This window comes from Bacteroidia bacterium (assembly GCA_033391075.1).
Lineage (GTDB): Bacteria > Bacteroidota > Bacteroidia > J057 > J057 > JAWPMV01.
Map to the genome: position 1 here is coordinate 123,211 of JAWPMV010000004.1, position 21,467 is coordinate 144,677.

General features: G+C 43.3%; 14 protein-coding genes. 6 read left to right on the top strand and 8 right to left on the bottom strand.

Going from position 1 to position 21,467, the window contains the following annotated elements:
- Position 1 precedes the first annotated feature (1 nt).
- The gene (locus R8P61_34620; GenBank protein MDW3652262.1) at positions 2–1,600 is read right to left on the bottom strand and encodes a DUF1800 domain-containing protein; all 1,599 of its coding nucleotides are present in this window, start codon (positions 1,598–1,600) and stop codon (positions 2–4) included.
- A 181-nt stretch (positions 1,601–1,781) separates the two neighbouring features.
- Here R8P61_34620 and R8P61_34625 point away from each other — a divergent pair, with 181 nt between their 5' ends.
- Complete coding sequence (locus R8P61_34625; GenBank protein MDW3652263.1) at positions 1,782–3,734, top strand: oligopeptide transporter, OPT family; 1,953 nt, start codon at positions 1,782–1,784, stop codon at positions 3,732–3,734.
- Complete coding sequence (locus R8P61_34630; GenBank protein ID MDW3652264.1) at positions 3,724–5,607, top strand: sulfatase-like hydrolase/transferase; 1,884 nt, start codon at positions 3,724–3,726, stop codon at positions 5,605–5,607. Before R8P61_34625 ends, R8P61_34630 begins: the two co-directional genes overlap by 11 nt.
- 17 nt (positions 5,608–5,624) lie before the next feature.
- Here the strand turns inward: R8P61_34630 and R8P61_34635 are convergent, their stop codons facing one another.
- Positions 5,625–7,313 carry a CshA/CshB family fibrillar adhesin-related protein gene (locus R8P61_34635; GenBank protein ID MDW3652265.1) on the bottom strand — a complete coding sequence of 563 codons (1,689 nt, stop codon included), beginning with the start codon at positions 7,311–7,313 and terminating at the stop codon, positions 5,625–5,627.
- Positions 7,314–7,656: 343 nt separating this feature from the next.
- Between R8P61_34635 and R8P61_34640 the strand changes: the two genes are divergently transcribed.
- The 3 genes from R8P61_34640 (at position 7,657) to R8P61_34650 (ending at position 11,716) form a co-directional block, all read left to right on the top strand.
- Complete coding sequence (locus R8P61_34640; GenBank protein MDW3652266.1) at positions 7,657–8,958, top strand: sulfatase-like hydrolase/transferase; 1,302 nt, start codon at positions 7,657–7,659, stop codon at positions 8,956–8,958.
- A gap of 28 nt (positions 8,959–8,986) precedes the next feature.
- Positions 8,987–10,159, top strand: a complete 1,173-nt coding sequence (uxuA, locus tag R8P61_34645; GenBank protein MDW3652267.1) for a mannonate dehydratase — start codon at positions 8,987–8,989, stop codon at positions 10,157–10,159.
- A 90-nt stretch (positions 10,160–10,249) separates the two neighbouring features.
- Positions 10,250–11,716: a caspase family protein gene (locus R8P61_34650; protein MDW3652268.1), complete on the top strand. Its 1,467-nt coding sequence runs from the start codon at positions 10,250–10,252 to the stop codon at positions 11,714–11,716.
- A gap of 17 nt (positions 11,717–11,733) precedes the next feature.
- Here the strand turns inward: R8P61_34650 and R8P61_34655 are convergent, their stop codons facing one another.
- From R8P61_34655 to R8P61_34680, 6 genes are all read right to left on the bottom strand, one after another.
- The gene (locus R8P61_34655) at positions 11,734–12,255 is read right to left on the bottom strand and encodes a hypothetical protein (GenBank protein MDW3652269.1); all 522 of its coding nucleotides are present in this window, start codon (positions 12,253–12,255) and stop codon (positions 11,734–11,736) included.
- 5 nt (positions 12,256–12,260) lie between these two features.
- Positions 12,261–13,421, bottom strand: a complete 1,161-nt coding sequence (locus R8P61_34660) for a YncE family protein (GenBank protein ID MDW3652270.1) — start codon at positions 13,419–13,421, stop codon at positions 12,261–12,263.
- A 32-nt stretch (positions 13,422–13,453) separates the two neighbouring features.
- Complete coding sequence (locus R8P61_34665; protein MDW3652271.1) at positions 13,454–15,445, bottom strand: Ig-like domain-containing protein; 1,992 nt, start codon at positions 15,443–15,445, stop codon at positions 13,454–13,456.
- 134 nt (positions 15,446–15,579) lie between these two features.
- Positions 15,580–16,458, bottom strand: a complete 879-nt coding sequence (locus R8P61_34670) for an alpha/beta fold hydrolase (protein MDW3652272.1) — start codon at positions 16,456–16,458, stop codon at positions 15,580–15,582.
- A 61-nt stretch (positions 16,459–16,519) separates the two neighbouring features.
- Positions 16,520–18,490 carry a pyrroloquinoline quinone-dependent dehydrogenase gene (locus R8P61_34675; GenBank protein ID MDW3652273.1) on the bottom strand — a complete coding sequence of 657 codons (1,971 nt, stop codon included), beginning with the start codon at positions 18,488–18,490 and terminating at the stop codon, positions 16,520–16,522.
- Between the two features lie 92 nt (positions 18,491–18,582).
- Positions 18,583–19,563, bottom strand: a complete 981-nt coding sequence (locus R8P61_34680) for a helix-turn-helix domain-containing protein (protein MDW3652274.1) — start codon at positions 19,561–19,563, stop codon at positions 18,583–18,585.
- 270 nt (positions 19,564–19,833) lie between these two features.
- Here R8P61_34680 and R8P61_34685 point away from each other — a divergent pair, with 270 nt between their 5' ends.
- A complete protein-coding gene (locus R8P61_34685; protein ID MDW3652275.1) occupies positions 19,834–21,435 on the top strand; it encodes an L-serine ammonia-lyase, iron-sulfur-dependent, subunit alpha in 1,602 nt (533 codons plus the stop codon).
- Positions 21,436–21,467: the final 32 nt, after the last annotated feature.

A 21,467-nucleotide genomic window follows, 5' to 3' on the forward strand; every position in this document is an offset into this window, starting at 1 on the left:
ATCAGGAAGTATGAAATTCTGGTAAACTCAACATAGCCTGAAAAAGATTTCGTAATCGGTTTTCCACAGATAAAGCGATCTCCTCATTGCTCGGCTCCTCTCTATAGGTTTCATATTCGATGGTCCACTCAAAATCCGGTAGGCCGGGAATGAGGACGTTTTTCAATTGATCAACCTGGAAATCCTTCAGCGGTCGCGGATACATGACTTCTGCCAGACTATTGATCAGGCTGGCAGCATCTGCCGGATTGTCAAACTTCTCAATATAGTTGAGCACATCAATTCGCATCAAATGGGCCCCAAAACGGAATCCATTCTGAGACAGTTTATCTGTAAATTCAGTTCGAGGCCTTAAGGTCGCCGAATTGATCCATTGCTTATAGTATTGCGGTTGCAAATAATAGGCTTCCCATCCTGCCACACTGGGAGGATAAAAATAGGACATCTGCATCAAACCCATAAAATGCGTCATGGCCCGAAAAGCCCGATACCAGCCTTCTATATAATCCGGCATTTCCACCTCCAGGCCATTGTAAACCGAAAAGACAAAATCCATTGGGTTTTTGATGATGGCCCCATGTTGTGCAGGATCATGGAATAATTTGCTCCGAAGCAACATGGACATTAGAGGTTTGATCTCAAAGTCATGGGCTTGAAGGAACTGAGCCATGCCCTGTATGACGGTACTTTCGATGGTGGGATTTATCTCGGAATTGATAAACCAGCGGTAAATTTTTCTACAGATAAAAGCGGCTACTTCTTCCTTTTGGAAAATCAGATCGATAAGGTTTTTATACTCATTTTCCCCTGCAGCGCTTATCTCTATATTATCGAATCTATGGGATAGCCTTTTGGTACCATTATCATGAAGTTCAGAATGAAATTCGCTAAAGACCAGATCTATGTCCACGCTAAAACGCTCTACGCCCGACCATCCTGTCAGGACTTTGGCAATGGCAATGACATCCTCCTCAGTAAATGTGGTATAATCTCCCGGTCCCGCAAAGTCTCCCTTCCCGATGGTAAAGAGTTCCAGTAACTCTCTCGCATAATTCTCATTGGGATTATCCTTGGTATTGTCCTTTCCATTGAGATACACAAGCATGGCAGGATCAAGGGTGATCTTTTCTACCAGACTTTTAAAATTTCCCAGGGCATTTTTACGGAGAAGATTATTATAGTTATAAAGAAATTTACCATCCAGGACGACATCCCTTTCTACTGGAAAATGATTGTGCCAAAAGAGGGTCATTTTCTCACGTAAGGACAAACCTTGATTAAGCAATTGTCCCAAAATCCAGGCATCCAGGGCATTCCTTCTTTCCCGTACGCCAGAACCATCGGGAGGATAGCGGGTATCTACCCAACTTTCCCCTAAAGGAACCCAGGGATCATCTGCATCGAGGTAATTGATAGGAGGATCTGGTAGCGGGCGATCTGCCAGGAGAAGGTCTATGCTTGCATCCATTCCCAGTGCCTCGACTTCTCTGATTTGATCAAGGGTAGGACCGAAAATACACCTTCTTAACAAATGTGCAGCCTGGAGATTTCCCCACACACCGGTATAGGGACTTAAGACATCGCTGAGTAGCGGCTTCATAGATACATAGCGTTTTTTTTATAAAACGAAGAAGTGCGGTGTCTTGTACTCTCATTTTACAAAAAAATCCGGGGAGACCCTACAATTTTTGCAGACTTTCCCGAATGCGGTGGTTTTTACAAATTCAGAAATCAGTATCTTATGAAAAGATAAATCTTTCATTTACCAAAAACTTCTACGCATGAAACCCAATGAAGGCCCTTATATCAAGGCTGATAAAAGTGTAAAAGAACTTACGTTAAGGGCTATTCTTCTCGGAGCCCTGCTTTCCATGGTCCTCTCTGCTGCCAATGCCTATTTTGGTTTATTTGCCGGAATGACGGTTTCTGCATCCATTCCCGCGGCAGTAATTTCCATGGCTGTATTGCGCATGTTTCGCAATAGCAATATCCTGGAAAACAACCTGGTGCAAACAGCGGCTTCAGCAGGAGAATCTGTTGCAGCAGGCGTGATTTTTACCATACCGGCTTTGGTCATTATGGGCTATTGGGATAAGTTCAATTACTTCGAGACCACCATGATTGCCCTGGCAGGTGGAGTATTGGGGGTTCTGTTTACCATTCCTTTGCGGAAAGCTTTGATTGTGAAGGAGCAATTGAAGTATCCGGAAGGGGTAGCGACTGCGGAGGTATTGAAGACGGGAGAAAAAGCGGGCAAATCGATTCGCTATCTACTAATTGGTAGTTTGATCGGAGGTTTAATGAAATTGGGCTCTACCGCTTTTAATGGAATAGCGGGAACCTTCGAAGCTGCAACGATGATTGGGAAAAAAGGGCTGCTGTATGTCGGCATCAATCTTTCTCCTGCTTTGGTTGCTGTAGGATATATTGTTGGATTAAACATTGCCTTTTTGGTCTTTTTGGGAGGTGCTATAAGCTGGTATTTTGCTATTCCCATTCACCTCGCTATTTATGGAGCCCCCGAAGGAACTGCAGTAGATGTCGGTTGGGAAATCTGGAATTCTCAGATCCGATACCTGGGCGTAGGTTCTATGTTGGTCGGAGGTATTTGGGCCCTGATTAGTATCCGAGGCTCTTTAGGGATTGCCTTCAAGGCAGGAATGGAAGCTTTTCGGTCCAAAGGTGGCGGCCCCATATTGAGAACGGAGAAAGATACTCCTATGAATTGGGTCTTGATGGGGATCATCGCCATGCTGATTCCCATATTCATTATTTATGTAAATCAAATATCACTTGTCGGGGTCAGTTTGTTTATGACTGTTCTGATGGTTCTGGCGGGATTCCTTTTCTCGGCAGTCGCAGGTTATATGGCAGGTCTGGTTGGTAGTTCCAATAATCCCATTTCAGGGGTAACAATCGCAACTATTTTGGTGTCTGCACTTTTATTGGCTGCGCTAATAGGCACCAGTGATCCTGCAAGAGGAGCTGCTGCTGCTATCTTGATCGGAGCAGTTGTATGTTGTGCTGCGGCCATAGCGGGAGACAATATGCAGGATCTCAAAGCCGGTCATATACTAGGTGCTACTCCCTGGAAGCAGCAAGTCATGCAGATGGTAGGGGTATTGGCAGGTGCTGCTGTGATGGCCCCGACTCTGGGTTTCCTATTGGAAGCATTTGGAATCGGTGCACCAACTCCTGAAGCTCCCAATTCATTGGCGGCGCCTCAGGCCACCCTCATGCAAAGTGTAGCTGATGGAATTTTCGGAGGAAACCTTCCCTGGAATATGGTAGGAATAGGTGCAGCAATAGGCGCGATCATCATTGCTATCGATCAATATTTAGCCAGTAAGAATTCAGAATTTCGCATGCCTGTACTTGCAGTAGCTGTGGGACTATACCTTCCTCTGGAACTGGATACAGCAGTTTTTGTCGGAGGAATAATTGCCTGGTTAGCAGACCGATATTTTAAACGGAATCCTAAAGGTGGAAATAATACAGAAGCCAGTGAAGTCGCCAGTCGTTATGGGCTTCTATTAGCTTCGGGGCTGATCACAGGAGAAGCGATTATGGGTATCCTCATAGCTATTGGAATTGTGGCGGTTGGATCTTTGGATGAAATTCCTCGTTTTGCAGAAGTCCCGGGTGGAAGTTATCCCGGACTCCTCCTTTTGGCGGGTGCATGCTATGTTCTGTATCGGGTAATCAAGAATACCTACGATAGCCATGAAAGCTGATAAAAGGATAATTACCCTTTACCTCCTTAGCTTTTCCCTAATTCCTTTTTTCTTTTCCTGTAAAGAAGAGCAGAAAGATTTGGGAGATAGGCCCAATATCCTTTGGATCACCTGCGAGGACATTAGTCCCAATCTGGGGGCTTATGGGGATAGCTATGCCTATACACCTCATCTGGATCAATTGGCGAAAGAAGGTGTTTTATATACCCATGCCTTTGCGACAGCTCCCGTTTGTGCCGTTGCTCGATCTACTATCATCTCGGGTATGTATGCTTCGAGTCAGGGTACGCAGCATATGCGTTGCAATGGGAAAATTCCGGAAGGAATTTCCTTTTATCCCGAAATATTGAGGAAAGCAGGTTATTACTGCAGCAATAATGTCAAAACAGACTATAATTTTGAAATGGATCATGCCTCTATTTGGGATGAATCCAGCCAGAACGCCCACTGGAGAAATCGAAAAGATAAGGAGCAGCCTTTTTTCTCCATTTTTAATTTTACTCAATCTCATGAAAGTCGGGTAAATAATTCGGATCGTTACCTTCAAACCATTTCGAAGCTTTCTCCGGAAATATTAAAAAAGCCAGGAGAAGTTCCTTTGCCTCCTTATTATCCTGATACTCCTGAGACACGTGAACTCTGGGCCAGGTATTACAATATCATTACAGCTATGGATCAGAAAGTAGGGGAGGTCTTGAAGAAATTGAAAGAGGATGGGCTGGAGGAAAATACAATTGTTATTTTTTACTCGGATCACGGAGCTGGTATTCCCCGACATAAACGTTGGCTGTATGATAGCGGCTTGAGGGTTCCCCTGATCGTACGAATGCCTGAGAAATATAAAGACTGGATTGCTGCTGAGTCTGGGAGTCAAACAGATGAATTGTTGAGCTTTATTGATTTGCCTCCTACTGCTTTGCACCTGGCAGGCATAGAAATACCAACATACATGCAGGGACGGTCTTTTCTGGGGAAAGATTTAAGTCCTCGCCGAAGCTATATTTATGCGGGCCGTGACCGTATGGACGAACGCTATGATATGCAAAGAGCGGTTCGAGACAAGCGATTTAAATATATCCGCTATTACGAACCTTATAAGCCCTTTTGTCAATACATGAATACGCCAGAAAAAGGAGGCATCATGCGTTCCATTAGGACTTCTTTTGAAAGAGGCGAATTGCCTGAAGCTGGATTGCATATAGTGGCTGATACAAAGCCGGCTGAGGAATTATTTGATACGGAGAAAGACCCGTATGAACTTCATAATCTTGCCTTGGACCCGATTTATCAGGAAAAACTGGAAGAAATGAGAAAGGTACATGCGCATTGGTCGGAAGAAACAAAGGATGGAGGCCTGATCCCAGAGACGATTTTAAGAGATTGGGAGAAGAATTATGAGCGTTCCATTTATCAGATCATGCGGGAGAAAGATATTCCGGTAAATGAGATTCGTCAAACAGCTCTGGCCGAAATTTCCCCTGAAAAACTCATGGAAAATTTAGGTCATCCAAATGCAGCGGTTCGATACTGGGCTGCAATCAGTCTGGGAAATCAACATACAAACCTATCTTTTGATCCTGCTTTGACAGAGGCTTTGAAGGATGAGGTCCCTGTCGTAAGTTTTGCTGTTGCCAGAGCATTGCAAAAATATAGGAAAGCTGATCTCGCGCTGCCAATTTTAGTAGCTGGACTTGAACATGAAGATGAATGGGTACGTTTGAATGCCGCTCAGGTCCTGGATGAAATGGGGGAAGCTGCACGGCCAGCAATTCCCGCTCTACAAAGTGTCATGGAGGATAAAAATAAATACGTGGTGCGTGTGGCCAATCATGCCTTGAATCAATTGTTGGGTACAACAACAGTCGTTCGCTAGTAAATTCAGCGGAATAATCAGTTTAGCACGAGACGCTTACTCGAACTCTGGGTATCGGAATATATTTGAAGGATATAGGTGCCTCTTGCCCATTGAGATACATTCAGATTGATGGAATTTTGATCAGTTAGACCTTGATCATATTGGACATCGCCTCTGATCCCAAGTATTCTGATCCTTGTATCAGAAGTATAACTTCCTTGAAGAGATATTCTTATATGGTCCTGGGCTGGATTAGGATAAACATTCATGTTTATTCCCAGGTCCTCGCCTTTATGTACCTCAATTGTGTTTGAATATTCAAATTCTCCATTAAAATCTACCTGCTTTAGTCGGTAAATTAATACCTCCTCCTCATTTTGCTGCGCTCCCTTGAACTCATCTATGAAACTATATTCCTCTATACTATTGCTATAACCGGCAGATTTAACTTTGCCGATGATTTCAAACATTCCCTGAGACGGAATCTTCCTTTCGACCTGGAAAAAATCGCTATTGATTTCATTGGCTGTTGCCCATTCCAGTACGAGCTGTGAATTTCGCCAATATCCATCGAAGCCAATCCATTCTACGGGCAGGCTGGTATTAGTAATATTAATGGCATAATCTTCGATCTCTCCATCCATAGCCAATCCTCCTGGACTGGCGGCAGTAATACCTGCATCACTCGTCAATCTGAATCGAGCATAGGTTGTTCCCACTACAGCACCTGAAATCCCTGTCCATTGCAGAGCGCTTGCAGGATTGGCATTGGTCAGGCCATCACTTACACTTATACTCGTATATTCACCTGCATCAAAATCTCCGCTTTGGTCAAAATCAATCCAGGCATGTAAAGTTGCACTGCTTCCGGATTGATTGGTAATGCTGATATCACTTGCGGGAATGCTGTATTCTGTACCCATTTCAACGGAGGAAGGGAAAATAATTCCATCCTCATCCGCTCCATCCTGAGAACCGTCTCCCGAGGCTGATCCATCTGTTTCAGAATCAACACTATTACCAAGGAATAGAGAATCGCGCAAATCAACCAAATGTTTTGCTCCGCTACTTATGTCCTGAGTCGTATAGGTATCGGGAGCATCGCCGAAGTCCATGCTAAACCAAAGACCAAAAGTTATGGCCTGTCTTCCCCCTGCATTTATAAATGCATTCATTACAGTAGCTCCTCTTGTCAGTAAAAGTGGATTCCCGTCGCTCCCATCTACTACGATCAGGCTATCGGGATCAGCCAGAGAAAGACTTACCTGACCGCTTCCCAGCGTTTCAATCAATTCCCAATTGGATCCATTGGTCCCAACTGATAATTCCTCTCCACCATCTGTAGATTCAGGGTCAATAAAAATAAGATCAGGGGTAAATACCTGCCCCTCCAAGGTAGCTGAAAATGTCAATGTGAAACTGACATCATTAGCATCTGCACCATATAGGGCTTCTCCTGAACTTGTACTGATCTGATAATAATTATGAGATTTTGCTCCTGACCAGGTTGCCATATCTGTAGGAACATAGGTTGATCCGTTTGCACTAACATTGGTGAAAGTTACTGTAATAGATAATCCTCCTGGTACCGTAAAGGTTTTGCTATCATTTTCATGAATCCCATCAGCCAAATCACCATTCTCCCAGGTAAGCCAGAAAATTTTATCCTTATATGTCCCTGAACCAGAATCTGCATAAGCCCCATCTACTGAATTTGTCGACATGGTCGATAAGATTCCCGCGAATAATACTAGCCCGGATACAGCCACAATATTGCGCAAGGAAAAAAAATGTCTGGTCTTGTTTTGTTGTTTTAACATAGAGAACGCCCCTGAATAGGTGTCAATACTGTAGGCTGTGAATTTCTACACATTTAAGGACGAATCGAGCTATTTTTTGATTTAATCCTTTCAGGTGTAATTTCCAGTCGAAAAAAGAGATGTTTTTATGGGTTTTTTAGGTGATTCGAGAATAAATCCCATTCTTTATTTGAAAAAAAACAGATAATCCTATTCTCCTTGGTAGCTTTCTTCGCTTTATCCTATCTTGTTTTTATAGACCATCATTATGAGACTACTACTATTTCTGTTAAGTCTGGCCTTCCCTTTTTTCATGTTGGGGCAAAAATCCGGGGATTCCCGACCCAATGTCATCCTCATTATGGCAGATGATATGGGGTATGAATGTCTGAGTGCAAATGGAAGTACGGAATACGAGACCCCTATTTTGGATGGACTTGCGAAAGAGGGCATTCGTTTTACCAAAGCCATTTCCCAGCCCCTTTGTACACCGTCCCGGGTAAAGATCATGACGGGTAAGTATAATTATCGCAATTACGAAGCCTTTACCTGGCTCAATTCCAATCAGAGAACTTTTGGCAATGTGATGAAGGAAGCGGGTTATGCGACCTGTATCGTTGGTAAGTGGCAACTCAATGGCTTGGTTTATGAAAAAGAAGGATATCAGGATAATCAACGCCCGCATGCTTTTGGCTTTGATGAATATTGCCTTTGGCAACTCACCCAATTAAGAAAAGAAGGAGAAAGATTTGCCGACCCTTTATTGGAGCAAAACGGAGAGCTTTTAGCTAGAGACGAGGATGCTTATGGACCCGATATCGTCTCCCAGTTTGCCATGGATTTTATTGACCGAAATAAAGATCGTCCCTTCTTTGTTTACTATCCTATGTTACTGGTTCACGACCCTTTTGTACCTACTCCTGATTCTGATAATTGGGCGGAGAAAGAAAGCAGGTATAAGCAGGATACTACTTATTTCGCCGACATGATGAAGTATACTGATAAGATCGTAGGCAGGATTATAGATCAACTAAAAAGCTCTGGAGTTTATGAAAATACTCTGCTCATATTTACAGCGGATAATGGAACGCATCCCAGGATCTATTCGGCTACTCAGGGAGGCCAGATCAGAGGGGCAAAAGGAAATACCATAGATCATGGAACGCATGTTCCCCTGATCATGAGCTGGCCGGAGAAAGTAAAAAAAGCCTCTGTTTACAAAGACCTAATTGAGTTTAGCGACTTTTATGCTACACTGGCAGATATTGTAGGGAAAAGAGAAGCTTCAGATGGAAAAAGTTTTCTTCCTTTATTGCTGGGAGAGAAACAGATAGCGCGGGAGGAGGCTTTTGTTCATTATGATCCGATGTGGGGAAAGAATGTGAACAAATTCAGGAATCAATTTGCCAGAAGCCGCAGATACAAACTCTATCAGGATGGTAAGTTTTTTGATCTGGACAAAGATGTGATGGAAGTCAATCCGCTTTCTGAAAGCGACTTGAGCAAAAAACAGAAAAAGATAAGAAAGAGGCTGGAAGATAAGATTGCCCAGGCCCCTAAATGGAAATAAATACAGCTAAATAAAAAGAACACCACCGATGAAAAAACTACTACAGACCTGGCGCTGGTATGGTCCGGAGGATACGGTCAGTTTATCGGATATCAGACAGGCAGGCGCTAGCGGAATAGTAACAGCCCTGCATCATATCCCCAATGGAGAAATTTGGCCGATTCCGGAAATTTTGGAACGAAAACGGATGATAGAAGAAGCGGGGCTGAGCTGGTCCGTTGTAGAAAGCATTCCAGTTCATGAGGACATCAAGCGTCAATCAGGCAGCTTCGAAAGATACATTTCCAATTATCAGGAAAGTATTCGGAATCTGGCAGCTTGTGATATCAAAATCATCACCTATAATTTTATGCCAGTAGTTGATTGGACAAGGACAGAATTGGATAAACCTATGCCCGATGGATCACAGGCCCTTTACTTTGAAAAAGCTGCATTCGCCGCCTTTGAATTATTTATACTAAAAAGGACCGGAGCTGAAAAAGACTATACAAAGGAAGAACAGAAACTTGCACAGGAATATTTTGAGGAAATGGATGCAATGGCAATAGAGCGGCTTTCAAAAAATATCATTGCAGGCTTGCCGGGCGGAACTACAGAAGGAGTATTTTCTCTACGAAAATTTCAAGAAGTCCTCAATACCTACCATGGGATAGATGCAGAAAAATTGAGAATTCACCTGGTTTACTTTCTGAGGAAAATTGCTCCGGTAGCCGAAAGTGTGGGAGCGAAATTGGCCATTCATCCGGACGATCCTCCTTTCCCGCTTCTGGGATTGCCACGGATTATGAGTACGGAATCAGATGCCCAGTTTATTTTAGATATGATAAAATCACCCGCTAATGGTTTGTGTTTCTGTACCGGTTCTTTCGGAGTCCGATCGGATAATGATTTGCCCGGCATGATTGAACGGATGGGGGAGAGGATCAATTTTATTCACCTTCGCGCTACGAAAAGAGACAGCAGAGGCAATTTTTACGAAGCAGATCATCTGGATGGAGATGTAGATATGTATGCGGTCATGAAAGCTTTACTAGCAGAACAGGCAAAACGCGAAGAAGCGATTCCTATGCGCCCGGATCATGGCCATAAAATGCTGGATGATTTGACCAAAGAAACGAATCCCGGCTATTCGGCCATTGGTAGGCTAAGGGGATTGGCTGAGTTAAGAGGATTGGAGTTAGGGATTTTGAGATCCCGCTGACTTTTTGAAAAAATCATTCAAAAAAGTATATTAAGAATACTCCTGACAGTTAAGTGCGTAATTACTTTTCCAGTTGTTAACTCATTAACCTTGGATAGAAAATTCACTTTTCGCCCCCTGGAGTCGGATAATAAAAATTTAAATCCATTCCCCAATAACCATTTGTTGCTGATCAGCATAGATGAATATCATCATGTAGGTCAACTAAACAATGCGGTTCGAGATGCAAAAGCCTTCAAAGAATTGTTGCTTGATAAGTATCAATTTCTTCCGGAATTAGTTACGGAATTGTATAATGATGATGCAAGTTACGATGGAATCGATAAGGCACTGAGAAAGTTGCCCAATGCAGTTAAGCCTCAGGATAACCTTATCATTTATTTTAGTGGGCATGGTCATTACGATGATTTTAAGGACGAAGGCTTTTGGATTCCGGTAGATGCACATTTTGAATCTGACAGAGAATATTATCCTTACCACTATATATTTAGGGCCCTGAAAAAGATTCCTAGTCAGCATACATTTGTGATTGTTGACTCTTGTTACTCGGGGGCATACTTGGTGAAAAACAGGGATTCCTCGCAACCAGATCCCCGAGAGAAAGATCCTAGTCGTTGGTTACTTGCTTCCGGTCGAAATGAAGTTGTTCCTGATGGTAAAAGTGGCGAAAATAGTCCCTTTGCAACACAGTTATTGGCCGTTTTAAAAAATTACGCTGACGAAGGAATTTCTGTAATTTCATTGGTAGATAAAGTTACCACAGCAAGCATTCATAATGGGAAGCAAACTCCTATTGGAAGACCCATTCAGGATACCGGAGGAATGGGCGGTCAATTTATTTTTAGGCCAAAAATCAAGACCCCTCAAACGGAATCAGAAGAAGAGGCATATCCTATTCAGCTTGTAAATAATGTAAGTAATTATGAAGACTTTCCAGATGCGAACGAAGAGGAAGAAGAGGAAGAGTATTTCGATATTGGACTTCGCAGACCCAAGAGAGTAGTGGAGCAAAAGGAAGAGACTGTTCAGAAAATTGATCTGAACCCAAAGGACAGGGAAAGAGAAATTTGGCATTCAGTATTGGCAAACGGTTCCATAGAATCTTTGGAAACGTATTTAAAAACCTATCCTTTGAGTGATTATGCTCCAAAAGCCCTCGAATTAGTTTCGAGGATGAAAAGAACTTTTTCCGGATTATGGGAGTTAAGCACCATCCAGAAAATTCCTAAAGAGACTTATTTTTTGAAATTGATGGATGACGGCAAGTTGATCGGAGAATATTCGATTCTTGGTAAAACGGGGGAGTTATTGACGGGCCTATTAGCTCCAAAAATGAAATCCAATATCTCTAACCTCAAACGAATCAAGGTTTCTGGTAAATGGAAATATGATCCCCAGAAAAACCTCCTGTACATCAGCGCCGGAGCCCGACTGCTAAATGTCCTTTATGTCTTCGACATTAGTTTAAAAGATTCCCAGGGAAACTATTCTGGATATGATTCGAAGTTCTCAGGAACTAAAGTAAGCTTGAGTAAGAGAAGACAAAGGCAGCCCTAAGAATGACTGCCTTCGTTTTATTCTTTCGGCAAATATTTGGCGGGCAAAGGATTATCCTTGGTTTCCCCTAGCCAGTAAATTTGCATGATCCACCATCTCTTTCCATCATGTAGCAACTGAATGCTGTTGATGCCTCTTGCAAAAGGTTTCTCATCTTTTGAGGTATGGTAAGAATCATAGGTACTGAAAATGTGTACCAGTGATCCATATTCTTCAGTCACACGGTAGGTTTCTTTTTCGAAGAAACCGTTTTCTTCCAGATAAGAACCAGAAGTTTCCACATAACTCTCAGGAGTCATGATGCGGTATTTGGTAATTCCTTCAGGATTCTTGGCAGAAGGGATAAGTTTTGCTTCCGGCGTGAAGAGGTATTTGAAACGGTCCCAATCTCGTTTTTCTCCTTTGTCTCCGGAAATGGAGCCATAAAGAGCTTCGATGATAGCATCCAGGGAAGCTACATCGGCCGCATATTTGTCTTGAGCTATGCTGCTACTCATGAGCAGGAAGCTGAAGCTGAGTAAAAGTGTGAAGTATTTCATGAGGTTTAGTCTTCCATTTTCCAAAAATAAATTCCACCTGCTTGCTTACCGATATCTGCCGTAGAAACCAGTTCCAGTTTCGTAAGATCAATTACGTCAACAGAACCTGGCTCTGCACCTATGCCTTCTGCTGTTACGAAAGCGAATTTACTATCTGGTGTGATCGCAATTCCGTGAGATACTTTGCGGCTATTGGGTATGCGAGCGAGTTCTTCTCCAGTTTCCAGGTTCCAAACGCCGGTTTGTGCATCCGATTTATAGGTAACAACCATCAATTTTCCATTGGGGCTGATCTCCACATTATAAGGTCCTTTTCCGGTAGAAAATTTGCGGGTAATCTTCCATTCTGCACGATCTACTTCCAAGACTTCTGCTACTCCATTTCCAGCAACATAAAGTTTATTATTGGTCGGATGAGGAATAACCCAGGTGGGTTTTACTTTAGAATGCTTCATCTTCATTCCTCCTCCCATGCCCGAATGATCCATTTTGCTATGGTCCATCTTACTGTGGTCCATTTTGCTATGATCCATTCCTTGCATAGAATGATCCATGCCTCCTTCCTCTTCATCCAGACTCAGGGTGCGACTCACTTCCAGGCTGGCTGCATCTATTTCAAAAAGTTCACCTGACATCATGGCCACGGAGTAGTGGAACATACCATCTGGAGAAATTCTGGAACCATGAGGCATAGAACCGGTGGTGATCTTTTTCAATTCGGTCATGGTCTCCGGATCAACAACAGATACAGAACTGGGAACCATTTTTCCATGTAGATTGAAGTTTACAACATACATCAAGCCTGTTGCTGGTGAGATCTGCATGGTTGCCGGAAATAAGCCCAATTCAGTTGTTCCAACCAGTTTATTATCACCAGTCGTAAACTTATAGACTTTTCCATAAGGCATTCCATGAGCCATCGACAGATACCAATGTTTTTTATCCGGACTTACACTGATTCCGTGAGGGCCTTCAATTTCTGTAGGAATATATCCTACCGGAATACGCTGTATGGCTTCAGCTTTCTCCCCATCAAATTTTACCAGGGCAACTTCATCTTCTGATTCAGCAGTTGCATAGGCATAATAATTCTGAGCAAAAAGACTTCCTATTCCCCCTAAAGTCAGGAGGAACAGGAAACTTATGGTTAACATTATTTTTTGCATAAAGGCAATCATTGTGTTTGTTGAAGGATCTATTATTTAACCTCTTCTTTCTTCTCCTGCATTTTTACGGACCAAAGCCCACTGTTCCAGTCGGAGAAGAAGATGTGTCCTTTGTGAGGTTGAGGTCCCCAGGTCATAGGGGCATTAGGAATACGTCCATTAGCATCTGTTGGCTTGAACCAGGACATTTCCCTTCCTTGTTGAAAGAGGTCGCCCATAAGATCACCAGAAATATCTACTACTCGTAATCCTGCATTGTAGTTAGCTACATAGAGTGTCTCTCCTTCGATCCAGAAGTTGTGAGAACCTGCACCAGGCACTTCATAATAAGCAACCTCTTTTGGATTCTCTAAATCGGTAAAATCAATTACGTGCAAATATCCTCCAGCATAGGTAGGCTTATCATCTGTATACAAGCCATTGGGGAAGGCTTCATCCCCTGCAATGATGTAGAATTTTCCAGTAGATGGGCTTCTGAAAGGGAAAGCCGCATGATTCCATCCGCTTGGATAGGCATAGCTGGCAACTTTCACAGGCTTCTCAGGAGTTCCTCCCCATTTTCCATTTCCAATATCCACCATTTGAACCCCATCAGACCAATTGGAAGAATAAGCTATTCCATCCTCGATCCAGACATCGTGAATAGCATGTCCGGGAGAATCCAGTTCAAAGGTTCCTACTTTCTTGGGATTCTTTGGGTCTTTGATATTAATGATGTCATAACGCTCTCCATTGGAAAGAGCATAAACATGATCTTTATAGATAAAGAGGTTGTGTACGCCTCCGGTAAGTCCATCATTAAATTCTGTATGCTTCTTCACATTTTTAGGATCGGTAACATCCAGAATTACGATTCCATTCTTTCTATTGGATGCTCCTTCCCGACTGATGATACATACCTTGCCATCTTCAGAAACCTTTACATCATTCACGGTTCTGGCATCCACGGTGAAAGTATCGATTCCTACAATATTCGCTGGATCGGTTACGTCCCAGAAATAAGCTTCACCATTTGCCCCCCAGGTTCCGGTTACGGCATAATCTCTGCCATCCACTCCTTCCCAAACCCAGAGGTCTGAGGTGTGTACGTTATTTACAGAACCTTTTCCTACGAAATCGATGGGCGTCTGGATGTTTCTTGGAACAATATTGATGCTACGAGTAACAGAAACCGGCCCACAATTGGCCGATATAGAATACATTCCATCTATATAGGCTACAAATCTTCCGTCTTGCTCGATCATACCAGCGGCTGTGTAAGAAGGATTGTTGGATCTTCCTTGATAGCTATAGTGAATAGGGACATTCTGTAGAACCTTTCCTCCTTTATCTCTGGCGATAACGGTAAAAGGAATAACATCTCCGGTTTTAGCTTCTGGTATCAGATTGGCAATTTCCAGTTCAGCTACAGGATTTTTGGCGATCGAAACGGCGATTCTTTTTTCCAGATTTGAATGGCTGGCAGTAAGGGTGATTTTCCCTTTTTTATGAGCGATCAGATTTCCAAAAGGATCAACACTGGCAACAGCAGGATTGCTACTTTCCAGGCTTACTTTCAGGTCATCTCTAAATAGATCACTTTCATCCAGAACTCTTGTTTTGACATTGGTTTGAGTTCCGGTATAAACCATAGTTGGGGCATTGAGAAACTGAACATCCTTGGGATCCGGGAAGTTCACTTTAACTTCTATATCTGCACGGGCAAAATTGCCTTCAGGATCAGGACGAATTACTATGATCCCTACGACTCCTCCTTTATAGGCGGTTAGCATCCCCTGTTCATCAACAGATACAGTTTTGGATGAGCGGGAAAAATATCGGAGACCGGAAGTGCCTACTTCTTTTCCATCGTTATCTATAACCTTTGCTCTGAGTTGAAGAGTTTCTCCGACATTCATTGTTGGATTTTCTGGAGAAACTGTAATGCGAAATTGAGATTTTTGTGCCTGAAGCAGGCTAAGGGTAAATATTCCCAGAGCAAGCATAAGCAGACTTTTGCGTAGCGTTTCTTTTATCAAGTGCATGGGCTAAGGTGGTTTTTAGGTTAGCTTAGATCGGTCTAATATATGGAAATTATCGCTGTCTGAATACGCGATCATTTATAAAAAGCCTTATTCTCGCCCAATGATGTGATTTTTTAGACAAGCCTGAGGAGCATTCAGGCTTTTTTGCCTTCCAGCAATTTCAAGGGGACTTCCCATAGGCTATCTCGGCATTTGGAGGAAAAGAATCCGCTATGAGCGATTTTTTTCCTCCCGAAATCTAAGGGGTTTAGCGGGAGTCTGTTTAAAGGGGCTTTGGTATAAAGGTCCAGAACACTAGAGAGCGTGCCCGCTGTTGCAAGTTCGTCGTCTGTAAACCAGATCGCATCTATGGGGCAATCAATCTGATCATAAAAATGATCGGAAAGCTCCTTCTTTAGCATGCCTGATATATACCTGGATCTCTTTCCCCAATCTGCCCATTCTCTGGCAACTCCTTTTGCTACAGCTACTCCTCGATAGGTCAGACTCTTGGGGAGGTAACCATAGATGCGAGTCAGGAGCGGGATATGGATGTACCACATGAAGAGGGTGAAGAAATTTACCGGGAACTTCTCATCTCCCCAATAGCCTCCCATTGCAGAGATGAATACTACCCTTTTCAGCAAATGATGATTTTCAACCAATCCGAAAATTTGACCTCCAATGCTGTGGAAAATACCGTATATATCCTCTTGCGGAAAGCGTTCTTTAATCCAATTGAGCCCTGCTACCATGTCCTGCCTGGCCCAGTTTCGGAGGTTGATTCGATCCGCATATTTGGCTTTGAGATGCTCTTCACCTATGCCCCGAAAATCGAAGGTCAAACAATTATATCCTTGTTCGCTGAGATAGCTCGCATATTTGAAATAATAAGCCTGCGGCACACCCAAACCAGGCGTCAGAAGAATTGCCGCTTTGGATGGGCCGTTGGACGGAAAGAAATTTGCAGAAAGCTCGATCCCATCTTCAGTTTGAAGTTGAAAGGATTCTATTTGATAAGAGGCTTCTTCCAAGATTTAATGATTAGTTTCCCGTGCAGTCTACCCTCCCAATATAGGAAGGATTCGGAAATTGCTATTCAGGCAAAGCATAAGCAATCACCGAATCCCCCAGTTTTGAACCTCCTCTTCCGTGTCCACCTGCAGCAATGATTAGGTATTGTTTATTCTCCTTACTTGTACGGTACGTCATGGGAGTCGCTTGTCCACCTGCAGGCAATCTTTCCTCCCACAACATTTCTCCACTTTTAAGATCGAAGGCTCGTATGTAGTTATCTAATGCAGCGGCGATGAAAATGATGCCGGATTTTGTGATAAGTGGCCCTCCGAGGTTTGGTACTCCGTATTTCAGCTTGATGGGCACTGGCGCTAAGTCTTTAGTTGTACCAAAGGGCTGTTGCCACAGAATTTCTCCCTTCCTCATATCAATGGCTATCAATTTTCCCCAGGGAGGTGCATTACAGGGTAATCCCAGAGAAGAAAGGAAGGCTTCACGTCTCATTGCATAGGGAGTTCCTGTTTGAGGAGTTATTTCTACTCCCGGATTATCTTTTTTGGCCTGCTCAAATGCTTCATTCGGTAGCAAGGTGACGAGATAGGGCAAATCAGAGACATTGGCCACCAAAATCTGATTTTCTTTATCAAAAGCTATCCCTCCCCAATTGCTTCCTCCTGCTACGCCGGGATATGCCAGGGTCGCTTGATTTAATCGCGGAGGTGTATAAGCCCCTTCATAATGAACTTTCGCAAAGCTTTCTTCACAATCTCCACTCATTCCTAATGGCCCCCAAAGATCATCTTTTGAGAGATCATGTCTGATAAGGGGGGGAGGAGCTGTTGGATAGGGTTGAGTCGGGGAAGTGAATTCGCCTGGAACCGTAGTTTGAGGAACTGTTCTTTCTTCTACAGGAATAATGGGTTTGCCGTTGAGTCGATTTAGGGTAAAGATGAGTCCCATTTTGGTAGCTTGCAGAACCGCCGGAACTTTTTTCCCTTCCCATTCTACTTCTGTAAGGGTAGGCTGTGCCGGAACATCGAAATCCCAAAGATCATGGTGAACCGTTTGAAAGTTCCATACCACTTCACCAGTAGATGCCCGTAGCGCAACAACCGAACTTCCATAGTAATCCAGTCCATTTCTCAAGCCCCCAAAATAATCAGGGGAAGGATTGCCAGTGGGAACAAAGAGGAGGTCATTTTCTATATCCACGGACATAGGCGCCCAAACATTAGGCGAGCCCAAGTGATAGCCTCCCTCAGAAAGCAAACTACTATCAATGACTCCTTCAGGTGGTCTCAAATCCCAGCTCCAAACCAATTCTCCGCTTCTCACATCATAGGCTTTGACCACTCCACTGGGGGCATCTCTTCGCATATTATCTGCTACGGCAGATCCGACGATTGCCAAATTACCCGCAATAGCCGGAGGAGAAGTGATTTGGTATTCTCCTTTCCATAAAGTTTCGCCCATGCCTTCCATCAAATCTATTTCCCCATTATTCCCAAAGTCCTTGCAGGGCTGTCCATCTTTAGCCTGAACAGCTATCAGCCGAGAATCAGCCGTAGCCATCAGGATGCGTTCATCACAATTTCCGGCATTACAGGAATCTTCCTTCCAATAGGAAACCCCACGGCATATCAATTGATTCGCGTAAAATCCTTTGAGATCTATCTGAGGATCGAAGGTCCATCTTTCTTCCCCACTTTCCGGATCCAGGGCTATAATGCGATTGAAAGGAGTAGGGAAATACAAGGTACTATCTACCAATATTGGCGTAGCCTCAAAGGCAGTGCTTGTAGGAACTTCTCCCTTTCCATCAGATACATCTCCTGTATGATATTCCCAGGCTATTTTCAGTTCGTCTACATTTTCTTTGGTGATCTGAGTTAAAGGGGAATATCTTTCTCCGAAATCAGTCCCTCCATAAGAAGTCCAGTTTCCTACAGGCCCGCTATAATCCCAATTTTCGTCTGAACTGCAGGCGCCTAGGAAAAGAAGGAACAGGATAGAAAGTATTGCTTTGAAAAATTGAAATGAGGCTTTCATTTGCTTGAACCTTTTTTAGTGAATAATATAGGAACGAAGCTATCAGAGCTTGAGAGAGAATGCCTATCATTTTCAAAAATTATTGACGGATTTCAAAATCCATCAGGATTTTCGTTTTCCAGAACTCCGGAAACAAGCCTTTCTTTGCGGTAAGCTCTGGGGGTTTGTCCGCTAAACTCCTTAAAGGCTTTATTGAAAGGACTGATCGAAACATAGCCCAATTCAAATGCAATTTCAGTGATGGTTTTTTCCTCTTGAGAAGGATCGCTGAGGATTTTCATGGCATCCTTTACCCTAAAGGAATTGATAAACTGATTGAAGTTTCGAAACCCTAGTTCCTGATTGATACTTTGGCGGAGTTTGTATTCCTTCATGTCCAGTCGATCGGCCAGGTCCCGTATACTGAGCCCTTCCTCCAGATAAACTTTTTTATCAACTAAGTGCTCTCGCAATCCTTCAGGCAAGTCTTTCTCCTTGCCCTGCTCGGGTAGGCTAGGCGTAACTTTTTTTGCAGCATCAAAAATTTCCTCATTGATATTGAGAAGGTAAATGGAAAAGAGCAATACCAGGAGTAATATCCCCAGCTTTTGTACAAATTCAATGAGAGTTGGGAGCTCGTCATGTTGAAGGGCCATCAGAGAACTTATGGTGAGAATCATAAGGAAGGCGGAAAGAAGAATAAAGAGCATGCGGAATCGTATCCTTCCCGGCACCAGATCTCCCTGATAATTTTTCATGGCCTCAAAGAGTCCGGCTATCACAAATGCAAGAGAAATCAGATAAGGAGGCAAATAGGCAAGAACCTTTATATCATCTTCCAGATTGCTCCAAAATAAGCCATTGAATACATAAAGGCTTGTATGCAGAACAACGATTCCCAGAATTAGCCATAGATATTTCTTTTTCCACCGAAAGACATCATCGAATAAGGCTTTGCTAAAGAGGTAGAAGCTTAAGGGGACTGCAACCGAAAAAGGCAAGATCGTATGAAATAGCCAGAAATTACTTTTCACCGGTTCCCAATAGGCAATGAGGTATGCCATCAGAGATAAGGCAAAGAGGGAAGCACTCATGCTAAAAAAATTCTTTTTGTCTGATCTCAGAACCATAATTAAGGTCAGCAGGAGTTGGCCGACGGTAACAAATCTGAATATGTCTATAAAGAATTCCAATTAGCTTGTTGAGGGTGAAAAAAGCAGAACCAATGCTGAGGCAAGTAGGATTCAGGATTTAAATTAAGAGAAATTTACAAGAGAGGAAATTTATAGGGCAAGGCAGATTGGGAAAGAGAGACAAAAAGAATTGATGATTTCCTGTATATTTAAACCTAAATCTATTGAAACATGAACTACCCCAGTATCTTTAACGATGTGCTCGGCCCGGTCATGCGAGGCCCTTCCAGTTCCCATTGTGCTGCTTCTTTGCGAATAGGAAGATTGTGCCGCGACCTGATGGATGGTGATATCAAAGAGGTTTTGATTGAATATGATCCCAATGGATCATTGGCGACTACCCACAAAGGGCAAGGCTCAGATATGGGATTATTTGGAGGATTCCTGGGATGGGAAGCACATGACGAGAGATTGCCGGATTACCTCAAAGCTGTGAAAGCTGCAGGAATGGATATTCAAATAGAAATCCATGATATACAGGCTGATCACCCCAACACCTATAAGATCAGTTTAAAGAATGCCCGAGAGGAAAGGAAAATGATTGCCCTTTCGACAGGTGGGGGTATGATTGAGGTCATTGAAATAGATGGAGCTCCTCTTTTTATGGCGGGAGATTATTATGAGACCTTGATTTATTTGAAGAAAGGGAGTTCTATTCTCGATTACCTGAATAGCCTGGGTGAATTTGATGAGATCATAGAGCATGCTGGAGAAATGGATTTTGTGGAGATAAAGGCGCAGGAATTTCTGTCTGAGGAAATCATGCAGGAATTGGAAGCCATGGAGGAAGTTTTGTTCATCAAAAAACTGGCGCCGGTTCTTCCGATCATGTCTCGCCAGGGCTTGAAAGTTCCCTTTATCAGCTGTGAGGAAATGCTGGCTTATAATAAAGACAAAGATCTGGAGCTTTGGGAACTGGCCATCGAATATGAAAGTATGCGAGGCAATATCTCTAAGTTGGAGGTAATTGATCGGATGAGGGAATTGGTAGGGATCATGCAAAAATCCATTGACTACGGATTGCTGGGAACAGAATATGCAGATCGGATTTTAGGAAATCAGTCTAAAGGTTTTCAGGAGAAAATGGAAGCAGATAGCCTGGTACATAATGAAGTCCTAAATAAGATCATTCTTTATGTTACCGCCATGATGGAGGTAAAAAGTGCAATGGGAGTTATTGTAGCTGCACCTACTGCTGGTGCATGTGGGGCTTTGCCGGGAGCCGTTCTGGGAGCCAGGGCAGCAATGAATTTACCCGAAGAAGAAGCCATCAAAGCTATGTTGGCAGCGGGGATGATAGGCGTTTTTATTTCTGCGCATGCTACTTTCGCTGCGGAAGTTGGAGGTTGCCAGGCAGAATGTGGTTCCGGATCAGGCATGGCTGCCGCAGCTATTGTTCATTTGGGCGGAGGGAATCTGTCTCAATCCATATCTGCTTCTTCTCAGGCATTACAAAACTCACTGGGAATGATTTGCGATCCTATAGCCAATCGGGTGGAAGCCCCTTGTCTGGGCAAAAACATAATGGCCGCATCCAATGCACTTTCCTGTGCAAATATGGCCCTTGCGAATTATGACCACCTGATTCCCTTGGACGAAGTAATCGAAACCATGGATAAGGTAGGCAAAAGTATCCCCAATGATTTGAGGTGTACGACTTTGGGCGGCCTTTCCATTACCAAAACATCCAAAGAGATAGAAGCTCGCCTCGCTGCGAATGCGGGAGAAGGGGCAGAAATACAATTGAGTCCTTCTCGCTTTAAGGTTTGTTAATCACAAAATTGAATTGATCAAAAATCAAAATA

Bases quoted from the DNA above. Each gene is read 5' to 3' on its own strand.
- R8P61_34620 (MDW3652262.1), bottom strand. From the start codon at position 1,600: ATGAAGCCGCTACTCAGCGATGTCTTAAGTCCCTATACCGGTGTGTGG.
- R8P61_34625 (MDW3652263.1), top strand. From the start codon at position 1,782: ATGAAACCCAATGAAGGCCCTTATATCAAGGCTGATAAAAGTGTAAAA.
- R8P61_34630 (MDW3652264.1), top strand. From the start codon at position 3,724: ATGAAAGCTGATAAAAGGATAATTACCCTTTACCTCCTTAGCTTTTCC.
- R8P61_34635 (MDW3652265.1), bottom strand. From the start codon at position 7,313: ATGTCGACAAATTCAGTAGATGGGGCTTATGCAGATTCTGGTTCAGGG.
- R8P61_34640 (MDW3652266.1), top strand. From the start codon at position 7,657: ATGAGACTACTACTATTTCTGTTAAGTCTGGCCTTCCCTTTTTTCATG.
- uxuA (MDW3652267.1), top strand. From the start codon at position 8,987: ATGAAAAAACTACTACAGACCTGGCGCTGGTATGGTCCGGAGGATACG.
- R8P61_34655 (MDW3652269.1), bottom strand. From the start codon at position 12,255: ATGAAATACTTCACACTTTTACTCAGCTTCAGCTTCCTGCTCATGAGT.
- R8P61_34660 (MDW3652270.1), bottom strand. From the start codon at position 13,421: ATGCAAAAAATAATGTTAACCATAAGTTTCCTGTTCCTCCTGACTTTA.
- R8P61_34665 (MDW3652271.1), bottom strand. From the start codon at position 15,445: ATGCACTTGATAAAAGAAACGCTACGCAAAAGTCTGCTTATGCTTGCT.
- R8P61_34675 (MDW3652273.1), bottom strand. From the start codon at position 18,490: ATGAAAGCCTCATTTCAATTTTTCAAAGCAATACTTTCTATCCTGTTC.
- R8P61_34680 (MDW3652274.1), bottom strand. From the start codon at position 19,563: ATGAGTGCTTCCCTCTTTGCCTTATCTCTGATGGCATACCTCATTGCC.
- R8P61_34685 (MDW3652275.1), top strand. From the start codon at position 19,834: ATGAACTACCCCAGTATCTTTAACGATGTGCTCGGCCCGGTCATGCGA.